The organism is Alteromonas sp. ABV4_515, assembly GCF_056160345.1.
This window is the reverse complement of sequence record NZ_JBSWWZ010000003.1, coordinates 271,937-294,475: the sequence shown is the minus strand read 5'-3', so window position 1 is coordinate 294,475 and position 22,539 is coordinate 271,937. Positions and strand designations below refer to the sequence as shown.

The window sequence follows — 22,539 nt, the reverse complement described above, 5'->3', positions numbered from 1 at the left end:
GCGAGTTCTACTCTGATGTGGCCAGCGTTTGCTGAGGTACGAGTGACTGATAAGCGAGAATGAGCTTTTTAGTCATCTCGTGCTGAGGCCAACGAAAAATGGTTTCGGTTTTACCTGTTTCGACAATCTGGCCACCGTCCATGACAATGATCCTGTCGGCAATATGACGCACAATCCCTAAGTTGTGAGAGATAAATATGAATGACAGGCCCAGTTCCTTTTGCAGTTTCAGGATCAGGTTTACCGTTTGTGAACGCACTGAGGGATCGAGTGCTGCGAAAGGTTCGTCGGCAACCAGGATTTTCGGTTGCAACACCATGGCCCGCGCAATTGCCACACGCTGTTGCTGACCATCTGACAACATATGGCGATAAAAGTAGTAGTGATCACGCAGCAAACCTACTTTAACCAATATATCTTCAATCAGGGTTTTGCGTTCTGATTCAGACAGTTCGGTATTAAGCTTTAATGGTTCATCGAGAATGCGGCCTACAGGAATGCCCGGATTCATCGCCTCACTGCTGTGCTGGAAGATCATTCGGATATCGTTACTGCTGTTGTAGCTTTTAGTAGACTTCTTTTTAGCCGCGTTGTACATCACGTTGCTCAAGAATATCTCCCCTTCGTCGGCGGGTATTGCACCAACCAGCAGCTTCGCCAACAACGATTTACCCGCTCGGTTCTCACCAATTATCGCAATAGTTTCACCTCGTTTCACCGTCAGCTCGATGGGTCCCAAGGCAAACACTTCTGGCTTTTTCAACCAGCGCTTCTGATCGCTATGACGGAATGTCAGGCCACTGACATGCATAAGCTCACTCATAGTTTCTCCATATGCAGCGGAAAGTGGCAGCTGTAAGTGTGATCATGAATACGTCTTACGCCCGGTGTGCTCACGCAGGCCCGCTGCGCGCGAGGACAGCGAGGTCCTAAACGGCATCCAATTGGCACATGCTGTAACGAGGGGATAGTGCCGTCGAGAGAGGGCAGTACCGATTTCGGCGGCAAGTCCGCCCGGAAACTTGGTGCACTGTCGATAAGTGCTTTGGTGTACGGATGCAGTGGGCGCTTACGAATATGTTTCATCTTGCCCGATTCCACTGTTTGACCGCAGTACAGCACGGTCATGGTATGGGACATGCTGGCAATGGCCAGCAAATCGTGACTGACAAACAAAATCGAGAGTGATTTTGTTTGATTCAGCCGCGTGAAGAGTTTCAATACTTTGGTTTTGGTGGTGGTTTCCATCCCTCGGGTCGGGTCGTCGGCGATGAGTAATTTGGGTTGTGAGATTAACGCCATGGCAATCATAAACTTCTGACCAATGTCAGTGGGTACCTGATGCGGATACGCGTTCAGGTAATGTTTGTGATTCTTAATGCCCACCTTATGTACGGTATTGATAGCCGTTTTTCGGCGATCTAGATTTCGTTGCCAGAACCATTTACCGTTGACTAACTCGTCGGGGATCGCTTCTTCGAGCTGTTGTCCTAATGTCATCGATGGGTCCATGGACGTAATAGAATCCTGAAACACAACACCAATATCACGGCGCATCAGTTCCCGGCGTTCTTTCGCCGTCATCGATAACATGTTCTTGCCATGCCAGCTCATCCGGTCTGCTGTAACTTTCCATTGGGGCGGTAACGCACCGGAAATGGCCTGTACCATTAAACTCTTACCCGAGCCAGATTCACCCACCAGTGCGCGAATTTCGCCACTGTTAACGGTGAGGTTCACTTTATCGAGGGCTTTTACCCGCGTACTACCGTTGTCAATTTCCAGGGTCAGGTTTTTGATGTCCAGCATTGGCATTAGTGTGTCAGCCTCCGTCTTAGTGCAGAGCGTAAACCGTCGCCGACAATGTTAATTGCCAGAACCATAAGAAAGATGGTCAGACCCGGTAGTCCCACATTCCATGGTGCCACATAGGCAACATCGAGGCCGTCAGCAAGAATAACGCCGAGTTCCGGCAGTGGCGGCTGTGCACCCAAATTCAGAAAACCCAGTGCCGAAATGTCGATAACAGCTACGGAAAGCGCCAGAGAGCCTTGTACAACCAGCATCTCAATCATGTTGGGCAGTACCGAGTGAAAGAAAAGCTGCAAAGGCTTGGCGCCGTCCAGACGAGACGCCAGAATGTATTCTTTTTTCATTTCGCTGCGCACAAACGAGCGGGTGTGATGTATGAACTGTGGGATCAATGCCAGTGTTATGGCCCACATACTGTTCACCAAGCCTGTGCCCAAAATCGCGACGATAATGATGGCGATTAAGAGAGTAGGAATGGCCATCAGTGCATCCAGGGTATGATTAATGACGCTTGAACGTACCCCACTCGTCATCCCGGCAATGGTGCCAATGGTAACGCCCACCACCATGGCGATTAACACCAGAAGTACGCTGGAGCCGAAGGTTACCCGGCACCCATACATGATACGAGAAAACACATCTCGTCCAAGCGCATCAGTGCCAAACAGGTGGCTGATTGTGCCGTTAGGTTCCCAGCTTGGAGGTACGAGTAACGCATCGATGTTTTGTTGTAGCGGGTCGTAAGGGGCAACGAGCGGCGCAAACAAAGAAACAAAAAGAAACAGACCAAGTACAATGAAGCCCGCAAAGGCGACATGGCTACTGCGAAATTCTTCCCAGGTGCGTTGCCACGGGGAAGGCTGTGATTCTTCCTGATAAAGACTAAACCGTGCCACGTTCGTATTTTTCCCGGCTTGGATCGATGATCCGATTAAACAAATCAATCAAAATAGTAAAACTAACCACTAAAGTTGCCACTGCAAGCATGCCTACCCGTAATGCCGGATAGTCACGCTGGTAAATAGCCTGAATTAACCAATTGCCAATGCCCGGCCATGAAAAGAGCGTTTCCACAATCATCGCGTTGGTGATCAGCGTGGTTATCTGAATAGCCATCAAAGGCAGAATGGGAAGTAAGGCGTTACGCAGGATATGCCGACGGAATATTTGTACGCGGGATAGCCCCCGTGACTCTGCCGCCGCAATATAAGGGCTTTTCAACACATCAATAACAGATCGTCGTGTGAGTCTTACCACTGAAGCTGTAGACACCAGCGCAATGGAAATTGTTGGCAGTAACAAATGATAAAGTGCGTCATTCAATGCCAGTGACGTATCGGTGTTCTCAGCAATAATAATATCAATCAGAATAAAGCCCGTGGTGGGCGGAACATCAAACAACAAGCTGACACGACCAGACAGTGGTACAATCCCAAGGTTAAGACTGAACACCATAATAAACACCAACGCCAGCCAGAAAACCGGAAACGAGTAGCTCACCATACTGGCAGAATTAATCAGATAGTCCCGTTTCGTGTAGCTGCGCATGCCTGCATAACACCCCAGCGGTACACCCACGAAAATCGCCACGAAAAGCGCATATGCACTGAGTTCAATGGTGGCGGGCATGGCGATGCCAATTTCTTCCCGTAAGGGCAATCCGGATACAAAACTATATCCCCAGTTCCCTTGCAGTAGCTGCTGTACGTAATGAATGAATTGAAACAGGTAGGGTTTATCCAACTGGAATTGACGTAGCAAAGCGGCGCGTTCGGTTTCATTTTGCGGGGTAATGCCGGTGAGGTTCACCAGTACGTCACCGGGAAACAGATATGCCAGTGAAAAAGACAGCGCCGCCAGCACCAGCATGGTGGTGATAAACAGGGTGGCATAACGAATTAGAATTTGTATCACAGGGACTTAGTCACTCCGGCAAATCGCACGCCGCCGTACGGGTTTATACTCATACCTTTTAAATTTTTTCGATAGGCCTGGTAGCGATAAGCATGTGCAATAGGTACCAAGGGAAGTTCATCATACAACAGACGGTTTACTTCTTCATATATAGCTTTTCGACGCTCGAGATCCTGTGTTTCCAGCGCCTCGTTGATCAGAGCATCATACTTTTCATTGCACCACATGGCGCGATTAGTACCCGATGGAATAGCGCCACAGCTGAGAAGAGGGCGGTAGAAATTATCCGGATCACCATTATCAGCAGACCAACCAATCAACACACTGTCATGCAAACCTTCCCGTAAATGTCGCCGGAAGGTGGTCCAGTCATAAGTCACAATATTCACCTGAATATCAACGGCGGACAAATAACGTTGAATCAGCTCAGCCATTTTACTTGCGTTTGGATTATACGCGCGTTCAACAGGCATTGCCCAAATGGTCATGGTGAAGCCTGGCTCAATGCCCGCTTCTTTAAGTAATTTTTTCGCCAAAACCGGGTTATACGCGGTGTCTTCCGCATCACTTTGAAACGCCCAACTGGCTGTAGGAAGCAAGGTTTTCGCCCGCGTGGCGCTTTCAAAATAAACGGCTTCCAGCAGGGTGTTTTTGTCGATGGCCAGTGCCAGCGCTTTTCTGACTTTAGGATCATCAAAGGGTGGGCGTTCCGTGTTGAAGGCCCAAAAACCAATATTCAGCCCTGGCTTTTCAGAAAGCTCGAGTTCTTCCCGGTTACGAATGATCTCAAGCTCAGTTTGCGCAGGGAAGGCAATAGCATCGCATTCACCAGTGATAAGTTTCGCCAGTCTTATCGAACTCTTGGTGGTGATATCGTAAATAAGATGCTCGGTATTAGATTGTCCATCAGGTAATTCATCAACCCCCCAGTAATTCTCATTTCGAAGGAAGCGGATGTAATGATCTTTACGATAGCTTTCAAACTTAAACGGGCCGGTTCCTATAGGGAAGTAATCAATGCGTTCTGGCGTACCGCGACTCAGCAAATGGTCGGCATACTCCGCTGAGAGTATGACTGAAAAATCCGTAGCCAGGTTTGCCAAAAATGAGCTATCAGGCTCTTTGAGGGTAATTTGCACCCGGTAGCCATTTATACGCTCAACATTTACGATGTTGTCTGCTAATCCAAGACTTTCGAAATAGGGGTAGCGGCCGCCGGAAACGGCATGAAAAGGATTAGAAGGCAAACGCCAGCGGTTAATACTGAAGATCACATCGTCAGCATTCAACGAGCGGGTTGGCGTAAAATAAGTCGTGGTGTGAAAAGTAACGTTTTTATGAAGCTGGAAGGTGTAAGTTAGTCCGTCATCAGACACCATCCAACTTTCAGCAACGTTAGGCACAATTTGCCCGCTTTCGGCATCGAAATTGAGAAGGCGATCGTAAAGTTGATGTGCCGTAGCATCTGCAGTGGTGCTGGACGTGTCAGTTTGCGGATTAAAGTTCACCGGATTACTTTCGGAGCAGTAGATGATCCCTGATTGGTAAAAGGCAATCTGTTCTGATTTGTCGCAGGCCTGCAAACCCGTTAAAGCAACCAGAAATGCCGCCCACCGAAAACCGCCTCGCACCGTCACGCCTCCACAGATTCTGCCGAAGAATCCAGTAAGTTATATTTTTTCAGATATCCACGAAGCTGATGATAAGTCAGACTCAACTTTTCTGCAGTCTTTTTCTGATTAAACTGACTGTCTTCAAGGGCCTGGCGAATCATATCGATTTCATATTGCTGAGAGCGTTCTTTTAGATCAATGGGGAAGTTAAACGACGCCGTCGCCGGTGCAGCAGGCGCGTTTGCCGCGACATCGGGTAATTCAGGCGGTACTTCCACAACGTCTGACACTGTACCAGAGCTTGCCATTCTGTCCTGGGTTTTAATTCTGCCCTTGGGTCTGAACGGAGACTCAAACGGATCGAGAATAATTTCATGCACAGGTAGGTGAGGGTTGTTGGTGCGATAAACCGCCCGTTCAACCACGTTTTTCAGCTCACGGATGTTGCCCGGCCAGGAGTATTCCAACAGCGTTCGGCGTGCCTTTTCGGTAAAACCGCTAAAGAGTTCCATTTCCAGTTCACGGGCCATATTAATGGCGAAGTTTTCTGCCAGAAGCAATATGTCTTCTTTTCGTTCCCGTAATGGCGGAATAGTAATAACATCGAATGCTAAGCGATCCAGCAAGTCAGCGCGGAATTCTCCGCTCTCTGCTAAAGCCGGTAGGTCTTCGTTTGTCGCCGCAATAATACGCACATCAGTTTTCAGTGTTTTACTGCCGCCCACACGTTCGAATTCACCATATTCAATCACTCTGAGCAGCTTTTCCTGAATAAGTCCTGAGGTGTTTGCCAGCTCGTCGAGGAACAGGGTGCCGTTGTTAGCGACCTCAAAACGACCTTCCCGTCGTTTAGCTGCACCGGTAAATGCACCAGCTTCATAACCGAACAGCTCACTTTCAAGCAGGTTTTCATTCAGTGCGGCACAATTGAGTTTGACGTAGTTTTGATCCCAGCGCTGTGACAGAAAGTGCAAACGAGCAGCGATAAGTTCTTTACCGGTTCCCCGTTCACCGATTACCAGCACCGGTTTGTTCAATGGCGCGATCTGTGAAATCTGTTCCAGTGTTTCCAGAAAGCTATTGGCCTGCCCAAGCAAGTTATCTTGTTGGCGAAATCTACTCATTTATTCCCTCAAGTGTTAGTCAATTAGACCAATTCTTAGTGTAGATGAAAAAGTGGTGAGAATCGAACTATTCTTTTTCACGAAAAAAAGCTTTCAATTCAGTGGTATGCAAATACGATGAAGTTGGCAAGTATATTGTATAGATATAACCCAGTCGCAGATTGCGAATTTTCGAAACCATGCACTTTTGCATGATTATTTCACGAGATAGAGGTAATGAATATGGGTATCTTCTCGCGTTTCACCGATATAGTGAATTCAAACATCAACGCTTTACTGGATAAAGCTGAAGATCCGGAAAAAATGGTTCGTCTTATCATCCAGGAGATGGAAGACACACTGGTAGAGGTGCGTTCTGCGTCAGCGAAGACCATTGCCAGTAAAAAGGAAATTGTAGCGCAAATCAGTAAATACGAGCGTGATGCTGAAGATTGGGGAGCGAAAGCGGAACTGGCGCTGAGCAAAGACCGCGAAGATTTAGCGCGTGCTGCCCTGCAAGAACGCAAAAAAGCATCGGAAGCTGCTGTTGCACTGGGTCAGGAACTGGCTATTGTTGAAGAGCAGATTTCTAAACTTCAGGACGAAGTGGGTCAGTTGCAGGATAAACTGGCAGACGCAAAAGCCCGTCAGAAAGCGATTATTATGCGTCAGAAAACAGCCAGCTCTCGCTTAGAAGTGAAGCGTACGCTGGATAGCAGTAAAGTGGATGCGGCAATGGGGCGCTTTGAGCAATATGAGCGTAAGATTGACGATTTGGAATCTCAGGTTGAAGCTTATGATTTGGGTAAGAAAACCCTTAACGATGAGTTTGCTGAGCTGGAAGCCGGTGACAAAATCGATGAAGAGTTAGCCGCATTAAAAGCCAAAATGAATCAGAATAAGAGCGCAGAATAAAAAGCGCGTCAAACCGGCAACCAAACGGTTGCCGGAAAAAGAAACACGATTAATTTTACTCCTGATATTATGGAAAAAATCAGAGTATTTGCTGGAGGAGAGAGAATATGGACGCGGGAATAATGGCATTAATAACAGCCCCTTTAGTTCTGTTTTTAATTTTTGTTGCACCTATCTGGTTAATTTTACACTACCGCAGCAAAAAGCAGGTGAGCCAGGGCTTGAGTGCAGAAGAATATGCAGAATTAAAAACCCTGGCTGAAAAAGCGGAAAAAATGTCAGACCGGATTAAAACCCTTGAGTCGATTCTAGATCATGAAGCGCCACAGTGGAGGGACAGAGCATGAAAGGTCAGTTATGTCGCGACACCCAGCACAAGCGTATAGCCGGTGTTTGTAGTGGAATAGCGGAATATTTTGGTCTTGAACGCTGGCTAGTCCGCATTCTGGTGGTATCAGCTTTCTTTCTACTTGGTGGTCCGTTTATCTTTATTGCATACGTAGCATGCTGGTTTATTCTTGAGCCGAAGCAAGCTAATGCGCAAATTTTTAAAGACGACCCGGTGAGCCAATTTAAGTCTGGCGAAGGCAAAGGTTGGACGAACACCCACGCTGTGCAGCCAGAGCAATCTGCCAAAGTGGCGGTGAAAACCAAAGTCTGGCAGGCTGGCGAACCGCCTAAACAGGCTGTTCATGATATCGCCGCGCGTTTTAAAGACGCAGAATTACGCCTGCGTAAAATGGAAAAGTACGTTACCTCCCGCGAATTTCAATTAGACCGCGAAATTAGCAGACTTTAATTCGATCCTCTTCTCGATGGCAGTGATGCCATCGACTTTTTTGTTTTTAGAGCCTGCAAATCAAATGTTTAACTCCGTTTGTAAAATTTATGTTACGGTGTTCGGGGCAACCTCAATGTGCCTCTCTCTTCCTTCCGCCGGTAAAGTCCTTAGACTGAAATGAGTTTCTCAATTCACGAAGGTACCCATGGCAAAGTCGTCCGCATATCAGTCAAAACAGCCCGATGAAAATGGCAACATCCACTGGACTCAACAGGAAAATGCTATTTGGTCAGAACTGTATCATCGTCAGATTTCACTGTTGCCGGGCAGAGCCTGCCAACAATACCTGGATGGCTTAACGTTGCTAGACCTGCCAGAAAATCGTATTCCTCAGCTGAGCGAAATTGATAGTGTATTGGAATCGACAACAGGCTGGCGAACCGCGCCGGTCCCCGCATTGATAAACTTTTCCTCATTTTTTGCCTTGCTGGCGGATAGACAGTTTCCTGTGGCCACTTTCATCCGTAGCCGGGAAGAATTTGATTATTTGCAAGAGCCGGATATTTTTCACGAGGTATTCGGGCATTGCCCATTGCTAACCAATCCTGCATTTGCACACTTTACGCATACCTACGGCAAACTCGGCTTGGCAGCGTCTAAAGAAGAGCGAATTTATCTTGCGCGGCTTTATTGGTTCACCGTGGAGTTTGGTTTGGTTAATACCGCCGAGGGGCAGCGTATTTATGGCGGCGGCATTTTATCTTCTCCAGGCGAAACCTGTTACGCGCTGGAAAGTAATGCACCGTTGAAGGTACCAATGAATCCTCTGGATGTACTACGAACGCCATACCGCATCGATATTATGCAGCCGCTTTATTACGAATTAGCCGCATTCGACGATTTATTTACGCTGGCAGAAAGCGATATTATGAAACTCGTCCGGCAGGCTATGAAGCTGGGGTTGCATGCACCGCTTTTCGAGATAGCGCCTAAACAAGCGAGCTGAAAATTATTTAAGCATAGTAATGTTATGATTTTGTGATATCCTGTAAATATATATTTACAATGCTATATTCATACTAATGTAGCCACAAAAACAATGACAGAAACCCTATGCGCTTAGAAATCAGTTGCCAGGATCGCCTTGGTATTACGCAGGATATATTGGATATCCTCGTTGAACATGAAATCGACTTACGTGGCATCGAAATTGACGTCGCGGGAAAAATATTTCTGAATTTTCCTAACATTGAATTTGAAGATTTTCAGCACTTGATGCCAAAGATCCGGCGGATTAATGGCATCGACGATGTGAAAACCACCCCGTTTATGCCGGGGGAAAGGGAGCGTCACCAGCTTTCAGCCATCCTTCGTACATTACCAGACCCGGTTTTCTCCATCGATAACCGTTGCCGCATTTTAATGTGTAACGAAGCAGTGATGAGTGGGATGGAAATGCCGTTCTCGGATATCAAATCAATGGACGTGGGGGAGTTGGTTAAAAATTTCAATTTCACCCGTTGGATGGAAAACGAAGAAGGGGCCGCCACGTCGGTTAAAGTTAAATTCATCCAGCAGGATTACCTCGCCGATGTGTTGCCGGTAACCGTTCCAGATGGTCACAATCAGCCCATTCTCGCCGGCGCCGTCGTCATCTTGAAATCAGAAATTCGCCTCGGGCAGCAGTTCAGTGCTTTTCATCAAGTTGAGACGGACTCGTTCGACCATTTCATTACACGTTCCGCGGCCATGGCGAAAGTGGTCAATGAGGCCAAACAGATTGCTGATCTGGATGCGCCTGTGTTGATATTCGGTGAAACCGGTACCGGCAAGGAAATGATAGCCAAAGCGTGCCATCAAGCCAGTCGCAGACATAAAAGCGAGTTTCTGGTTCTGAATTGTGCCTCTTTGCCAGACAGCGTCGCTGAATCGGAGTTATTTGGCTATGCTGCCGGGGCGTACAATCAGCCTGACGGTAAAGTGGGACTCTTAGAGCTGGCAGAGGGCGGCACGCTACTACTCGACGAAATTGCAGATATGTCGCCGCAGTTACAGGCAAAACTGCTGCGGGTTTTGGAGAATAACGAATTTCGCCGGGTGGGCGGTGATAAACCTGTTGAAGTGAATGTGCGCTTTATTTGTACGACCAGTCGTGACCTTGGTCAACTGGTAGAAGAAGGTGTGTTCAGAAAAGATTTGTATTATCGCCTGAATGTACTGAGTTTAGTCATGCCGTCTTTAAAAGAACGCCGCCAGGATATTCTGCCATTGGCAGAATCTTTCATTCTGCAGCACAGCGGAAAATTAGGGCGTCGACCGGCAAAACTCAGTAAATCCTGCGTCGACTTTCTGCAGCAGTATCCATGGCCGGGAAATGTTCGGCAACTACAAAACGCTTTATTCCGCGCGTTATCGTTGCTAGATGGTAATGAAATTACCAAAGAAGATATTCAACTGCCAAGTTGTGCCCCGAGTGTCACGTACATTGATGAGAACTTTGATGGCACCCTCGATGAGGAAGTGAAGAAGTTCGAGCGTGATTTGCTTAAACGCCTTTATCCATCGTACCCAAGCACACGACAGCTTGCCAAGAAGTTGGGGCTGAGTCATACCGCTATCGCAAACAAGTTGCGTGAATATGGTATTAATAAAAGCACTGTAAAGCTTTAATGACAGCTTGTTGCGTTGGCTTTACGAAATAAATGCCATTTAACGTTGTTCGGCGGGCAAGAACGTAGCTTCCCGCCGAATGTCCACAAATCTGTACGCTTTTGCACTTCGATACCATCAAAATACACTGTTAGTCCCCCACTGTCCTTCCCATTAAATTTGGTGTTTATTGTTCACATAACATTAACAAGTGTGAGGAATGCACCATGTCAGATATCGATTACTCTTATAACCCATTGGGCTCAGATGGCTTCGAATTTGTTGAATATACAGCTGCTGATGATAAGGGCATCGGCGATCTCAAAGCGTTGTTCTCGTCGTTGGGGTTTGCTGAAGTTGCCCGTCATCGCTCCAAACGGGTGTGGTTGTATCGTCAGGGTGACATCAACTTTATCGTTAACGCAGAACCTGCTTCACAGGCTGAAGAGTTTGCGCGTTTACGAGGACCGAGTGTATGCGGCATGGCATTTAGAGTTAACGATGCCGGCGTTGCTTTTGAACATGCTGTGAAAAACGGAGCGAAAGCCTTTCACGGTAATCTTGGGCCGATGGAACTAAACATTCCAGCGGTTTACGGTATAGGCGAGAGCACACTGTATTTTGTCGACCGCTATGGTGATGACAGTATCTACGAAGTCGATTTCCGCTTTTACGATGACTGGCAGGCGCGCATGACCGATGCCAATGCAGGCCTGACTTTTGTCGACCATCTCACTCACAACGTCCGCCGCGGAAACATGGCGGTATGGGCGAATTTCTACGAGAGCATTGGTAACTTCCGCGAGATCCGCTATTTCGATATTGAAGGGAAGCTTACCGGTTTAGTGAGTAAAGCGATGACCTCACCCTGCGGAAAAATCCGCATTCCTATTAATGAATCTTCCGATGATAAATCTCAAATCGAGGAATTTATTCGCGAATACAACGGCGAAGGTATTCAGCATATTGCCATGTCTACCGACGATATTTATCAAACCGTACGCGATTTAAAAGCCCGCGGAATGCGCTTTATGGACACGCCGGACACCTACTACGAAGGTGTGGAGAAGCGGGTTCCCGGTCATGGCGAATCGCTGGCAGAATTGAAAGAACTGAAAGTGCTGATTGATGGCGCACCGATGAAAGACGGCATTCTATTACAGATTTTCACTGATACCGTTATTGGCCCAGTGTTCTTCGAAATTATTCAGCGTAAGGGCAATGAAGGATTCGGTGAAGGTAACTTTAAAGCCTTATTCGAGTCTATCGAGCTTGATCAAATTCGCCGGGGCGTGTTGGAAAATAGCAACGAGAAAGAAAATGCGTAACTGGATCCGGTTTCCCGTCACTCAGGGCGTGCATTCGAAACAAGCCCACGCTGACTTTCCTGAACAAGGCATTTATGAACGGGAAATTGGTCGCAGTGGCTTCTTCGGACCCGCTACGCATTTGCATCACAAGCATGCGCCCACCGGTTGGACGGAGTGGGAAGGCGATTTGCGTCCTCGTGCGTTTGACTTAAATATGCTTAAACTGAGCGGCGAAAGCAGCCCGTTTTCTGCCCCCGATATCCTGTCGAATGCCCATTGTAAATATCGACTGTGGAAATGTGCTCATCCGATGAAGCATTTAGCCCGCAACGCCGATGGTGATGACTTATTGTTTGTGCATGAAGGGGAAGGGGATTTGTTCTGTGATTTTGGTCACCTGGAAATTACCGCCGGTGACTATGTATTACTTCCTCGTTCAACCATGTGGCGGCTTGAGCCCCGCGAGCCCTTCACGTTACTGATGATTGAAGCCACAAACGAAGCCTATCAGCTGCCAGACAAAGGCATGTTGGGGGGCCAAGCGGTATTTGACCCTGCGGTATTGGAAGTACCGCAGATCAATCCGCGCTTCTTGGCTCAGCAAGATGAAAAAAGCTGGAAAGTTGAGGTGAAGCGTGGCGGTAAAACGTCGGTAATCACCTATCCGTTTAATCCGCTAGATGCGATTGGATGGCACGGTGAGGTGTGTGTGGTGAAATTGAACTGGCGGGATATCCGCCCGTTGATGAGTCACCGCTATCATCTGCCGCCTTCAGCTCATACCACATTTGTGGCGCCGCGCTTTGTGGTGTGTACATTTGTTCCGCGGCCAATCGAAAGCGACCCCGGTGCACTGAAAGTGCCTTTTTACCACAACAACGACGACTATGACGAAGTGCTGTTTTATCACGAAGGGGATTTCTTCAGTCGCGATAATATTGAAAAAGGCATGGTGACATTTCATCCGGCAGGATTTACCCATGGGCCTCATCCCAAAGCATTCGCCGCAGGCAGGGCGCATAAGAAAACCTTTACGGATGAGGTAGCGGTAATGGTGGATACCAGAGATGCCTTAATCGCCAGTGATGCTGCCTTGCGGGTGGAAAATCCGGAATATGTGTACAGCTGGAAGACCTCAACAAAGGAGGGCGAAGAATGAAATTTGCAACCTATAAAAATGGCCAGCGAGACGGCGTATTGATGCTGGTCTCCAGAGATTTGACACAAACCATAGCCGTGCCAGATATTGCTAACACACTGCAGTACGCGCTGGATAATTGGTCCGAGCTCGCTGCTCAACTGCAATCACGTTATCAACAGCTTAACGATGGCATGCTAAAAAGCGAGCCGTTCAGAGAAGAGCGTTGTGAATCTCCGCTTCCACGGGCCTATCAGTGGGCTGACGGCAGTGCCTATGTAAATCATGTCGAGTTAGTCAGAAAAGCACGGGGTGCTGAAATGCCCGAAAGTTACTGGCAAGACCCGTTAATGTATCAAGGCGGCTCCGATGATTTTATCGGTCCCCGGGATGATGTGATTTTACCAAGTGACGACTGGGGCATTGATTTCGAAGGTGAAGTGGCGGTAGTAACCGATGATGTGCCTATGGGATGTTGTGAAACGGTGGCGGTTGAACGAATACGATTGCTGATGCTAGTAAACGATGTGTCTTTGCGTGGGTTAATCCCCGGTGAACTCGCCAAAGGGTTTGGTTTTTTTCAGTCTAAACCTGCCAGTAGCTTTTCACCGGTGGCGATAACGCCGGACGAGTTGGGGGATACCTGGAATCTGACAAAAGTGCATCTTCCGTTACGTTCGACCTACAACGGCGAGTTATTCGGCATGCCCCATGCTGGCATCGATATGACATTTAACTTTGCACAACTTATTGCGCACGCGGCTAAATCGCGTAATCTGAGAGCAGGGGCTATTATCGGCTCTGGAACAGTATCCAATAAACAAGGTACTGAACATGGTAGTGCTGTAAAAGATGGTGGTGTTGGTTACTCCTGTATTGCCGAAATTCGGATGATTGAAACCATACGCGATGGCAAACCGTCCACGCCGTTTATGCAGTTCGGCGATCGTATTCGCATTGAGATGCTGGATGGACAGGGGCACAGCATTTTTGGCGCTATTGATCAGCAAATAAAACCGCACAACTAAAATAACGCTAACATAACGAGAGTGCGGTGAATGAAAGAAGGGTGAAACATGAGTCTGAAACTTTACGGTTACTGGCGTTCTTCTGCAACTTACCGGGTGCGCATTGCGCTGAATCTGAAAGGACTGGATTACGAATATGTGCCGGTTCATCTGGTGAAAGAGGGCGGTGAACAAACCCACGAACTTTTCACCCGCTTAAATCCGGCCCAGTTAGTGCCAGCGCTGGTGGATGACGATGAAGATTTTGTACTGAATCAGTCTCTGAGCATTATTGAATATCTTGATGAGCGTTACCCGGAAACGCCGCGGTTGTTACCACAACACGCGCTTGAAAGGGCACGGGTTCGTGGTCTCTCTCACGACATCGCAATGGAAATGCAGCCGTTAGGAAACCTGCGTGTGCTGAATGCGCTTCGTGATGATTTCGATGCCGACGACGAAGTAGTTGGCGCCTGGGTACGCAAGTGGTCGAAACTGGGTTTTGAAGCCATTGAAAGTCGCTTGCAGACACAGGCTGGGAAGTTCTGTTTTGATTTCGATGTAACCATGGCTGATGTTTGCCTGGTACCCCAGGTTTATATTGCCAAACGATTTAACCTGGATTTGACGCCTTATCCACTGATCGAAAAAATTGTTGCGAATTGTCAGGCGCTGGAAGCCTTTGAGAAAGCCCGGCCTGAAAATCAGCCGGACTGTCCGGAATAATTCGGCGATGCCATTTGGCAGACACCACGACTAAAGGTACAAAAAAGTCCGTTTTCACGGGCTTTTTCTGTTACTGACTCTTAATGGGTAACTCTGTGGTGTTCTTCACTTGCTTCAGTGCAAACGTAGAACTGAGGTGATCAACCAGAGGTAAATGGGTTAGCTTTGTCTTAAGAAGATATTCATACTCTTCTATGCTCTCTACGACCACTTTAAGAAGATAATCCTTCTCCCCACTGGTTGTATGACATTCAACCACTTCGTCAATCGATTGCACCGCATTTTCAAAATCGTTGAGGGAGTCGCCGTCATGGTTTTTGAGGGTGACAAAGATAAAAACGGAAACACCCAGATTGAGTTTTTTGCTATTTAAAAGGGTAACTTTACGCAGGATGATCCCCTCGGATTCCATGCGTTTGACGCGACGCCAGCAAGGCGTATGTGACAATCCGACCTTCTGGCTCAGGTCGGCCATCGATACGGTTGCGTCCTGTTGAAGCACGCGAAGAATTTCGCGGTCAAATTTATCTAATTTCATGAATCAGGCTTCTCGTTAGGTCTATGATAATTATTATAACACTTCCATAATACTAGGATATATATCCTAGTCTATAGTTCTTCTGAATAACCATATTTCCGCTTGTAAACTTCCGTGACCAACAATGCAAAATCTGTCCTCGTCATGTTCGGCTAATATAGCCGCAATTTAACCCGCTTAGAGAAGAACCATTTTCATGTCAGTTTTTGAACATCCTGAGTTCGATAGTCACGAACACGTTGCCTTTTATCATGACAAGCCGTCAGGCTTGAAAGCGATTATCGCTGTGCACAATACCAATCTTGGGCCAGCACTGGGTGGATGTAGAATGTGGCCTTACATCGATAGCCAGGAAGCACTAACAGACGTGTTGAGACTGTCGAAAGGCATGACCTACAAATCGGCGATGGCGAACCTGAAGTTGGGTGGCGGGAAGTCGGTCATTATCGGTGATCCTCGCAAACAAAAGTCTGAAGACATGATGCTGGCCATGGGCCGATTCGTGGATTCACTGGGCGGTAAGTATTTTACTGCCGAAGATTCGGGTATTGCAGTAGGTGATTTGAAAACCATGGCCACCCAGTCTGACTACATCACCGGTGTGAGTGCACAATATCACTACAACAATGAAACGCCTGACGGTAATCCAGCGCCGTCTACTGCCTACGGCGTGTTCACCGGCCTTAAAGCATCAGTAGAATATGCGCTAAAAACTGATCTTAAGGGCGTGCGTGTGGCTATACAGGGCGTAGGGCATGTGGGTTATCGTTTGGCTAAACATCTGCATGAGCATGGTGCTGAACTTTTCGTTACTGACATCTTCCCGGAAGGCGTTGAACGTGCAGTACAGGAATTTGGTGCCCAGGCCGTTGCCCCTGAGAAACTGTATTCGTTAGACGTGGATGTGATTGCTCCTTGTGCCTTAGGCGCGTCTATTAATGATGAAACGCTGCCTGAAATCAAAGCCAAAGTGATTGCGGGTGCGGCGAACAATCAGCTGGCAAAAGAGACAATGGGGGAAGCCTTACGCCAGCGCGGTATTTTGTACGCGCCGGATTATGTGATTAACGCAGGTGGCGTTATCGATATTTATCATCAACGTATGACGTCTTCGAGTGACGCATTACGCACCCACATTGAACAGATTGGCGATACGCTGAAAGAAATTTATCAACGCGCGGAAAGTGATGAAAAAGCCACCAATATCGTGGCAAATGTCATTGCAGAAGAACGATTTAATCACAAAGCTTGAAACTTCGGTCTCAAATCGTCATAATGCGCGCCGCTCCTGAAGACAGTCAAACATAATTTGCATCTTCAGGAGCCGCAAGTTTCAATGGTGGGCCTTGGTCCTCTCGCAATGATACTCTGTGAACCCGGTCAGGCCCGGAAGGGAGCAGCCGCAGCAGACGACTCATGTGCCGGGATGTGGCTGGGGCCCGCCACCCAATTCCCCAAAGTTTATTCTTCAGTTGTCCGTTTCGTTTTAGCTTGATCTAAATAGCGCATCGCCTTTTCAACGGCACTTTCTACATTCATTTCCATTTGCTGACGCTCGCTCTGTGGCAAATAAAAAGCCATGTCGACTTCAAAGCGGATGTAACGCGGTGGTACCTGGTTAAGTGCCAGGCAACAGACGTCAGCCAGGTAGTCAGCTGATTTGGATTTGTCCAATTCCAATTCACTCAAACGCTGCAACACCAGATGTTCATAATAGTTATGGATGTCATCATCTAATTTCATGTTTGTATCCTTTGCTTAGAATGGCCCTTCCATGCCCTAACAGGTTGGTTACTCAAAATCATGTTTTGTCTAACCCGACCTGATAATCGGCATTATTGCTTTTACTTGTATAGTCGTTTTAACGCAAATGTCGAGAAGAGATGGCTAAAAGCATAACAATAAAGAAAATACGCGATATTCCTTGTTTCGTCGTCTTAACCTATTCAAATGGCGATAGCGGTTAAAGATTAAATTTTAATGATTGTGGAAAAATTAAACTGGCGATGCTCCCGCGTTAAATAACGTTCTTTGTATATTTATATTTACAACCCTATGATTAATGATAATCGTTGTTATATATTTGTTCTTGTAATGTTGCAATGTGATATGGCAAGAAGCTCTTTTATCCGCAATTTTGTGGTTTATCGAGATGAAAATTCTAATAATAGAAAAAAATGATAAATCTTATCTTAAAAGTGTGTTTAAAATCATACTAGAAGATGATCGTTTTCCTAATAACGTAAAAATTTAAAAAAAATTTGAACTTTTGCAACTTCGCTCCGCAAAGTAAGTTGACCCTCTGTTGACTCTGTGGTTATTATCGTCGGTGAGGTGTTATACCTTTTAATAATAAGTCGTAGATAAACGATTTAATAACACACACTAAACGATTTTAGTGGTCCAGGGAGACAATACATGTTTAATAATTCTAAGCTGGCCAAGTCTGTGAAACTGGCTTGCGCTTTCGGTGCGCTTTCTGCTGCTACATTTGGTTCTTCAAGTGTATTTGCACAAGAAGAAGCAGCTGACGACAACGTTGAAAAAATTGCTATCACTGGTTCTCGTATCAAGAGAACTGATATGGAAACTGCAAGTCCTGTTCAAATCATCTCAACTGAGCAATTCGTTGAGCAGGGTCGTGTATCTGTTGCTGACGCGCTGCAAAACGTAACGGCTAACAGCTTCGGTTCTTTCGTACCTTCTTCAGGTTCATCTGCTCAGTCACAAGCTACTGTTAGCTTGCTGGGTGCCGGTTCTGACCGTACTCTGGTACTGATCGACGGCCGTCGTATGGCGGGTTCACCTTCTTTAGGTGGTTCATCAGTTAACTTAAGCTCTATTCCAATGGCTGCTGTTGAGCGTATCGAAATCCTGAAAGATGGTGCTTCTGCTATCTACGGTTCTGACGCTATCGCGGGTGTAATCAACGTAATCCTGAAAAAGAACTACGAAGGTGTAACTTTCGATGTTCAAGTTGGTCGTCCTTCTAACGAAGGTGCGGATACTCGTCAATTCTCTATTGCAACGGGTGTATCTAACGACAAAGGTAACATCACGTTCGTTTATGACCACCAAGAACAAGGTGCTATCTTCGATTCTGACCGTGAGTACACTGCGGCTTCTTGGGAAGACTTAAACGGCGACGGCCTGATCTCTATTTACGACGAAACCGTTGGTGTGAGCTACTACGGTGCAACGCTTTATGGTCCAAATGGTCTGGAAGCTTCTCCAGATTGTGACAACCTGGCTGCTAACGTTCCTGGTTTCGTAGGCGTACTGGACCAAGGTACTCAATTAGTTGGTTCTGGTATCGGTAACGGTTCAGTGTGTGGTTACGCATTTGCTAACGTATCTGCGAACATGGCATCAACTAACCGTGACTCTATCATGTCTAGCGTAAACTACTCGCTGACTGACAACATCGAGTTCTTCGGTCGTGCAATGCTGTCTCGTAACGATTCTTTCGGTCGTTATGCGCCTCCTGCTGCTCCTTGGAACGGCGTTCCTGCAAACAGCACAAACAACCCATACGATGAACCAGTTCAAGGTTACTGGCGTTGGTACCAGATCGGTAACCGCGACGGTCTGGTAACTGACTATCAGCAAGATTACATGGCTGGTTTCTCTGGTTTCTTCGGCGACAGCGTTGAGTGGGAAATTGCTTACCACAAAGCTAAACTGGACTACCGTCAAGTTGGTCGTTACTACCTGAGCTATGCGGGTCTTGCATACAACCAAGCGAACGATATCGATCTGGGTTCTGAAACTGGTGTGAACAACATGCGTTCTACCATCTATCAAGAAGACCAGAACGAAATGGACCATATCTTCGGTGGTGTTCAGTTCTCTCTGGGTGAACTGCCTGGCGGTGAAATCATCCACTATGTTGGTGGTGAATACTTCGACCAAAACTTTGCTTCTAAGTACGATGCACAATCTGAAGCGGGTCTGATCGGTGGTTCTGCGGGTAACACTGCTGAAGGTCAGCGTGATACTACTGCATTCTTCTATGAGATTTCTGCTCCAGTTACTGATGAAATTTTGGTTTCTGCTGCATACCGTCACGATGATTACAGCGACTTCGGCACGAAAGGTACACCAAGTGTTAAAGTTGAATACCGTCCGATGGAAGATCTGCTGTTGCGTGGTTCATACTCTAAAGGTTTCCGTGCACCGTCTCTGAGCGAACTGCTTGCAGCAACTTCATTCAGTGCTACCTCTGCAACTGACTACGTAGCATGTCGTGACGCAGGTATCCCTGTAACTGATTGCCGTAGCCGTCAGTTTGATAACCTGATTGAATCTAATGAAAACCTGGGTCCAGAAGAATCAACGTATATCAACGTAGGTTTCGTGTACTCTGGTGTTGAAAACCTGTCTGTGTCTCTTGATTACTTCAACCTGGACGTTGAAAACGTGATTGACAGCATCACAGTACAGACGCTGATCAATGCTGAATACGGTGGTTTCCTGGACGACTTTATGGCTGCATATCCAGGCGTTTCTCTGGTACGTGCTGAAGACGGTTCTGTTCTTGAAGACGTTGTAACTCGTTCAGAAAACGGTGCGGTAATGAAGCGTACTGGTCTTGATTTCAGCATCGAGTACTCACTGGAAACTGAATTCGGTGATTTCCGTCTGACTAACAACACCACTTACATGCTGAGCTCTGAGAGCGACGTATACTTCGGTGGTCCTTCTCAGGATTACGCTGGTTTCGCCGGCCAACCTGAGTACAGAAGCCAGTTTGGTGTTAACTACTCAATTGCTGACCTGACTGTTGCGTGGACTACTGACGTGATCAGCGATACTGCAGAAGATGATTACCTGGATGTTGCTGACGGTAACCCGCAAAACTTCCGTTATGTATCTGAAAACCACAACCCAACTTACGTTGTTCACAATATTAACGTTAAGTACTTCACTGATTACGGTACCTTCTCTCTGGGCGCTCGTAACCTGTTTGATAAAGGTGTTGTATATGACGACGCAGGCCTGTGGGTAGACGATACTCTGTATCAACAGGGTCACATCGGTCGTAACGTTCAAGCTGGATACCGCATCAGCTTCTAAGTTTAGCTTGCTAAATTTAGTGTTAATATCAAAAGCCGCTTTTCGAAGCGGCTTTTTTCGTTCGGTAATCCCTCTTTCCATTCTTTATATAACTGCCTTTTCCCGATAAACTGACTCCTCAATAGTTAAAAGATACACATCCGTTTGTGTCTGAGGGTTTATAATAATAATGAGTGATTTCTGGACGGATTACTGGCGACAAGGACATCTGACTTCTTTTGGTGATAGTCAAGGCGCAGGGTATCAGGGGGCGCTAGCCACGCACTGGGAAAATACTTTCACAACGCGTTTGAGTGCAGGCCAAACCATTGTCGATATCGGTTGCGGTAATGGCGCAATGTTTGACATTTTGCTGAGTACACCGATTGCTGAGCAAGTGAAGTTGATTGGCGTTGACGCTGCCTCACTGACTATTCCAAAAAAGTTCTTGAAACCTAACGTTAGCTTTCTTCAACAAACCTGTGCTGAAGCACTCCCTTTGGAAGCTAATACTATCGACATGGTGATTTCTCAATTCGGTCTCGAATATTCCGATTTCTCTCAATCAATTGAAGAGTTAGCCAGAGTATTGAAGACAGATGGTAAGCTTTTGTGCATCATGCACTGCGATACATCTTCTATTGTCGCGCCGAATGCCAGTATCCTCGCAATGGCCGAGCGACTTGCTGAACCCGAGTGTGGACTGTTCGCATTACTTAATCGTTATGTGTTGGCCTTGCGCGATAATACCGATGTAGAGGCGCACAGAATGCGTTTTCAAAACGCGTTTAGTCAAGCGTCAGAAGACAACCGCAATGCCCTGGATGCAACAAACTTTCCCCAATTCTGCCAGGTGCTTTTCGACCCTCAACGCGACTACAATAACAGACAGATCATTCTTAAAATGTTTGAGGATGAACTCACTGGGCAAATTGAACGCTTATCTGACTTAACACAAGCCGCTCTCGATGAAAACGCGCAAAATGCCTTAGTCGACATACTTACTCACAGTGGATTTAACGACATTAAAATCGATCCCTTTGTTGATGACAACGGAGATGTACTGGGTATAAAGGTAAACGCTAATGCCAGCTAGTGTATCAATAGTTCGTCCTATTATTATCATGTCGGCGCCGCGCAGTGGGAGTACGCTGCTTTTTGAAACGTTGAGTCGTCACCCTGAGCTTTATTCATTAGGCACAGAAAGTCATGGGTTAATCGAAAGTAATCCATCACTTTCGCCGCCATTTAATAATTTCGACAGCAATGCACTGACAGAGGGTCATGCGACACCAGAGATTACTGAGCGGATAAGAAACGCATTCGCATCTTCTATAGTAAGTTATAGCAAAGAGCGTCCATCTTCAGACGCATCCGTAAGGCTACTCGAAAAGACACCAAAAAACGCAGTGCGGATCCCGTTTCTCAAGAAGCTATTCCCTGATGCGCGGTTTGTTCACTTGGTCAGGGATCCGATTAAAAATATCGCCAGTATCATGGATGCCTGGCAGTCTGGTCGCTTTGTCACTTACCCGTTTTTACCCGGTTGGGACGCCCATTGGTCATTATTTCTGCCGCCGGGCTGGCGTACTTTAAAAGGACAATCCCTTGCTGAAGTTGCTGCATACCAGTGGAAAGTGGCCAACCAATCAATTCTAACCAACCTGGACTATTCGGAAAATGGCGATACGGTATTGGTTCGCTACGAAGACTTGGTTGCTGAACCACAAAAGGTATTGGCACGGATCTGTGACTTTCACAAACTCGCACCTCACCAGTTCGTTACTCGTGACGAAGCACTGCCTTATTCACAGTTCACTTTGACGCCACCAAGCGCAGATAAGTGGTTGCGTCATCAGCAAGCGTTAAGTGCAATTGAATCGGCGCTCTCACCAACGGTTGAGAAAATTAATCTAGCGTTAGCTGAACAAGCACTGCCTTCGTTGCATGTAACACAAATATCTTAATGGTCATTTCA

Annotated in this window: 21 protein-coding genes and 1 other RNA gene; 14 read left to right on the top strand and 8 right to left on the bottom strand. The window is 46.9% G+C overall.

Going from position 1 to position 22,539, the window contains the following annotated elements; all coding sequences use genetic code 11:
* Positions 1-7: 7 nt before the first annotated feature.
* Genes ACXAGX_RS09035 through pspF form a run of 6 tightly spaced genes read right to left on the bottom strand, consistent with a single transcriptional unit; the run spans position 8 to position 6,463 of the window.
* Complete coding sequence (locus ACXAGX_RS09035; RefSeq protein WP_070126994.1) at positions 8-823, bottom strand: ATP-binding cassette domain-containing protein; 816 nt, start codon at positions 821-823, stop codon at positions 8-10.
* Positions 820-1,815 carry an oligopeptide/dipeptide ABC transporter ATP-binding protein gene (locus ACXAGX_RS09030; protein WP_474817874.1) on the bottom strand — a complete coding sequence of 332 codons (996 nt, stop codon included), beginning with the start codon at positions 1,813-1,815 and terminating at the stop codon, positions 820-822. Before ACXAGX_RS09030 ends, ACXAGX_RS09035 begins: the two co-directional genes overlap by 4 nt.
* Positions 1,815-2,708, bottom strand: a complete 894-nt coding sequence (locus ACXAGX_RS09025; protein WP_474837849.1) for an ABC transporter permease subunit — start codon at positions 2,706-2,708, stop codon at positions 1,815-1,817. The genes ACXAGX_RS09030 and ACXAGX_RS09025 overlap by 1 nt, the downstream gene beginning before the upstream one ends.
* Positions 2,695-3,726: an ABC transporter permease gene (locus ACXAGX_RS09020; protein WP_070126991.1), complete on the bottom strand. Its 1,032-nt coding sequence runs from the start codon at positions 3,724-3,726 to the stop codon at positions 2,695-2,697. The genes ACXAGX_RS09025 and ACXAGX_RS09020 overlap by 14 nt, the downstream gene beginning before the upstream one ends.
* Positions 3,723-5,357, bottom strand: coding sequence for an ABC transporter substrate-binding protein (locus tag ACXAGX_RS09015; protein ID WP_474817876.1), 1,635 nt, complete (start codon positions 5,355-5,357; stop codon positions 3,723-3,725). The genes ACXAGX_RS09020 and ACXAGX_RS09015 overlap by 4 nt, the downstream gene beginning before the upstream one ends.
* A gap of 2 nt (positions 5,358-5,359) precedes the next feature.
* A complete protein-coding gene (gene pspF / locus ACXAGX_RS09010) occupies positions 5,360-6,463 on the bottom strand; it encodes a phage shock protein operon transcriptional activator (protein ID WP_474817877.1) in 1,104 nt (367 codons plus the stop codon).
* A gap of 222 nt (positions 6,464-6,685) precedes the next feature.
* Here pspF and pspA point away from each other — a divergent pair, with 222 nt between their 5' ends.
* The 9 genes from pspA to maiA all read left to right on the top strand — a co-directional run bounded on the left by pspA (position 6,686) and on the right by maiA (position 14,968).
* On the top strand, positions 6,686-7,357 hold the full coding sequence (gene pspA, locus ACXAGX_RS09005; RefSeq protein ID WP_474817878.1) for a phage shock protein PspA: 672 nt from the start codon (positions 6,686-6,688) through the stop codon (positions 7,355-7,357).
* Between the two features lie 107 nt (positions 7,358-7,464).
* Positions 7,465-7,704, top strand: a complete 240-nt coding sequence (gene pspB, locus ACXAGX_RS09000; RefSeq protein ID WP_474817879.1) for an envelope stress response membrane protein PspB — start codon at positions 7,465-7,467, stop codon at positions 7,702-7,704.
* Positions 7,701-8,156, top strand: a complete 456-nt coding sequence (pspC, locus tag ACXAGX_RS08995; RefSeq protein ID WP_474817880.1) for an envelope stress response membrane protein PspC — start codon at positions 7,701-7,703, stop codon at positions 8,154-8,156. Before pspB ends, pspC begins: the two co-directional genes overlap by 4 nt.
* 187 nt (positions 8,157-8,343) lie before the next feature.
* Entirely contained in the window at positions 8,344-9,144 is an 801-nt protein-coding gene (gene phhA / locus ACXAGX_RS08990; protein ID WP_474837847.1) for a phenylalanine 4-monooxygenase, read from the top strand.
* 107 nt (positions 9,145-9,251) lie between these two features.
* The gene (tyrR, locus tag ACXAGX_RS08985; RefSeq protein ID WP_474837845.1) at positions 9,252-10,808 is read left to right on the top strand and encodes a transcriptional regulator TyrR; all 1,557 of its coding nucleotides are present in this window, start codon (positions 9,252-9,254) and stop codon (positions 10,806-10,808) included.
* 206 nt (positions 10,809-11,014) lie between these two features.
* Positions 11,015-12,115 carry a 4-hydroxyphenylpyruvate dioxygenase gene (hppD, locus tag ACXAGX_RS08980; RefSeq protein WP_474837843.1) on the top strand — a complete coding sequence of 367 codons (1,101 nt, stop codon included), beginning with the start codon at positions 11,015-11,017 and terminating at the stop codon, positions 12,113-12,115.
* Positions 12,108-13,256: a homogentisate 1,2-dioxygenase gene (locus tag ACXAGX_RS08975; RefSeq protein ID WP_474837841.1), complete on the top strand. Its 1,149-nt coding sequence runs from the start codon at positions 12,108-12,110 to the stop codon at positions 13,254-13,256. The genes hppD and ACXAGX_RS08975 overlap by 8 nt, the downstream gene beginning before the upstream one ends.
* The gene (locus tag ACXAGX_RS08970; RefSeq protein ID WP_474837839.1) at positions 13,253-14,263 is read left to right on the top strand and encodes a fumarylacetoacetate hydrolase family protein; all 1,011 of its coding nucleotides are present in this window, start codon (positions 13,253-13,255) and stop codon (positions 14,261-14,263) included. Before ACXAGX_RS08975 ends, ACXAGX_RS08970 begins: the two co-directional genes overlap by 4 nt.
* A 48-nt stretch (positions 14,264-14,311) precedes the next feature.
* Positions 14,312-14,968, top strand: a complete 657-nt coding sequence (gene maiA, locus ACXAGX_RS08965; protein ID WP_474837837.1) for a maleylacetoacetate isomerase — start codon at positions 14,312-14,314, stop codon at positions 14,966-14,968.
* Between the two features lie 70 nt (positions 14,969-15,038).
* Here maiA and ACXAGX_RS08960 read toward each other — a convergent pair whose 3' ends face one another.
* Entirely contained in the window at positions 15,039-15,506 is a 468-nt protein-coding gene (locus tag ACXAGX_RS08960; RefSeq protein ID WP_070126980.1) for an Lrp/AsnC family transcriptional regulator, read from the bottom strand.
* 196 nt (positions 15,507-15,702) lie between these two features.
* Here ACXAGX_RS08960 and ACXAGX_RS08955 point away from each other — a divergent pair, with 196 nt between their 5' ends.
* Both ACXAGX_RS08955 and ffs read left to right on the top strand, forming a co-directional pair.
* Positions 15,703-16,758: a Glu/Leu/Phe/Val dehydrogenase dimerization domain-containing protein gene (locus ACXAGX_RS08955; RefSeq protein WP_474837835.1), complete on the top strand. Its 1,056-nt coding sequence runs from the start codon at positions 15,703-15,705 to the stop codon at positions 16,756-16,758.
* 92 nt (positions 16,759-16,850) lie between these two features.
* An RNA gene (gene ffs / locus ACXAGX_RS08950) (signal recognition particle sRNA small type) lies at positions 16,851-16,947 on the top strand.
* A gap of 20 nt (positions 16,948-16,967) precedes the next feature.
* Here ffs and ACXAGX_RS08945 read toward each other — a convergent pair.
* Positions 16,968-17,249, bottom strand: coding sequence for a late competence development ComFB family protein (locus ACXAGX_RS08945; protein ID WP_474837833.1), 282 nt, complete (start codon positions 17,247-17,249; stop codon positions 16,968-16,970).
* Between the two features lie 675 nt (positions 17,250-17,924).
* Here ACXAGX_RS08945 and ACXAGX_RS08940 point away from each other — a divergent pair.
* From ACXAGX_RS08940 to ACXAGX_RS08930, 3 genes are all read left to right on the top strand, one after another.
* Positions 17,925-20,582, top strand: a complete 2,658-nt coding sequence (locus ACXAGX_RS08940) for a TonB-dependent receptor plug domain-containing protein (protein WP_474837831.1) — start codon at positions 17,925-17,927, stop codon at positions 20,580-20,582.
* Between the two features lie 169 nt (positions 20,583-20,751).
* Positions 20,752-21,657 carry a class I SAM-dependent methyltransferase gene (locus ACXAGX_RS08935; protein WP_474837829.1) on the top strand — a complete coding sequence of 302 codons (906 nt, stop codon included), beginning with the start codon at positions 20,752-20,754 and terminating at the stop codon, positions 21,655-21,657.
* Positions 21,647-22,528 (top strand): sulfotransferase family protein, encoded by an 882-nt coding sequence (locus tag ACXAGX_RS08930; protein WP_474837827.1) that lies wholly within the window; start codon positions 21,647-21,649, stop codon positions 22,526-22,528. The genes ACXAGX_RS08935 and ACXAGX_RS08930 overlap by 11 nt, the downstream gene beginning before the upstream one ends.
* Positions 22,529-22,539 lie beyond the last annotated feature (11 nt).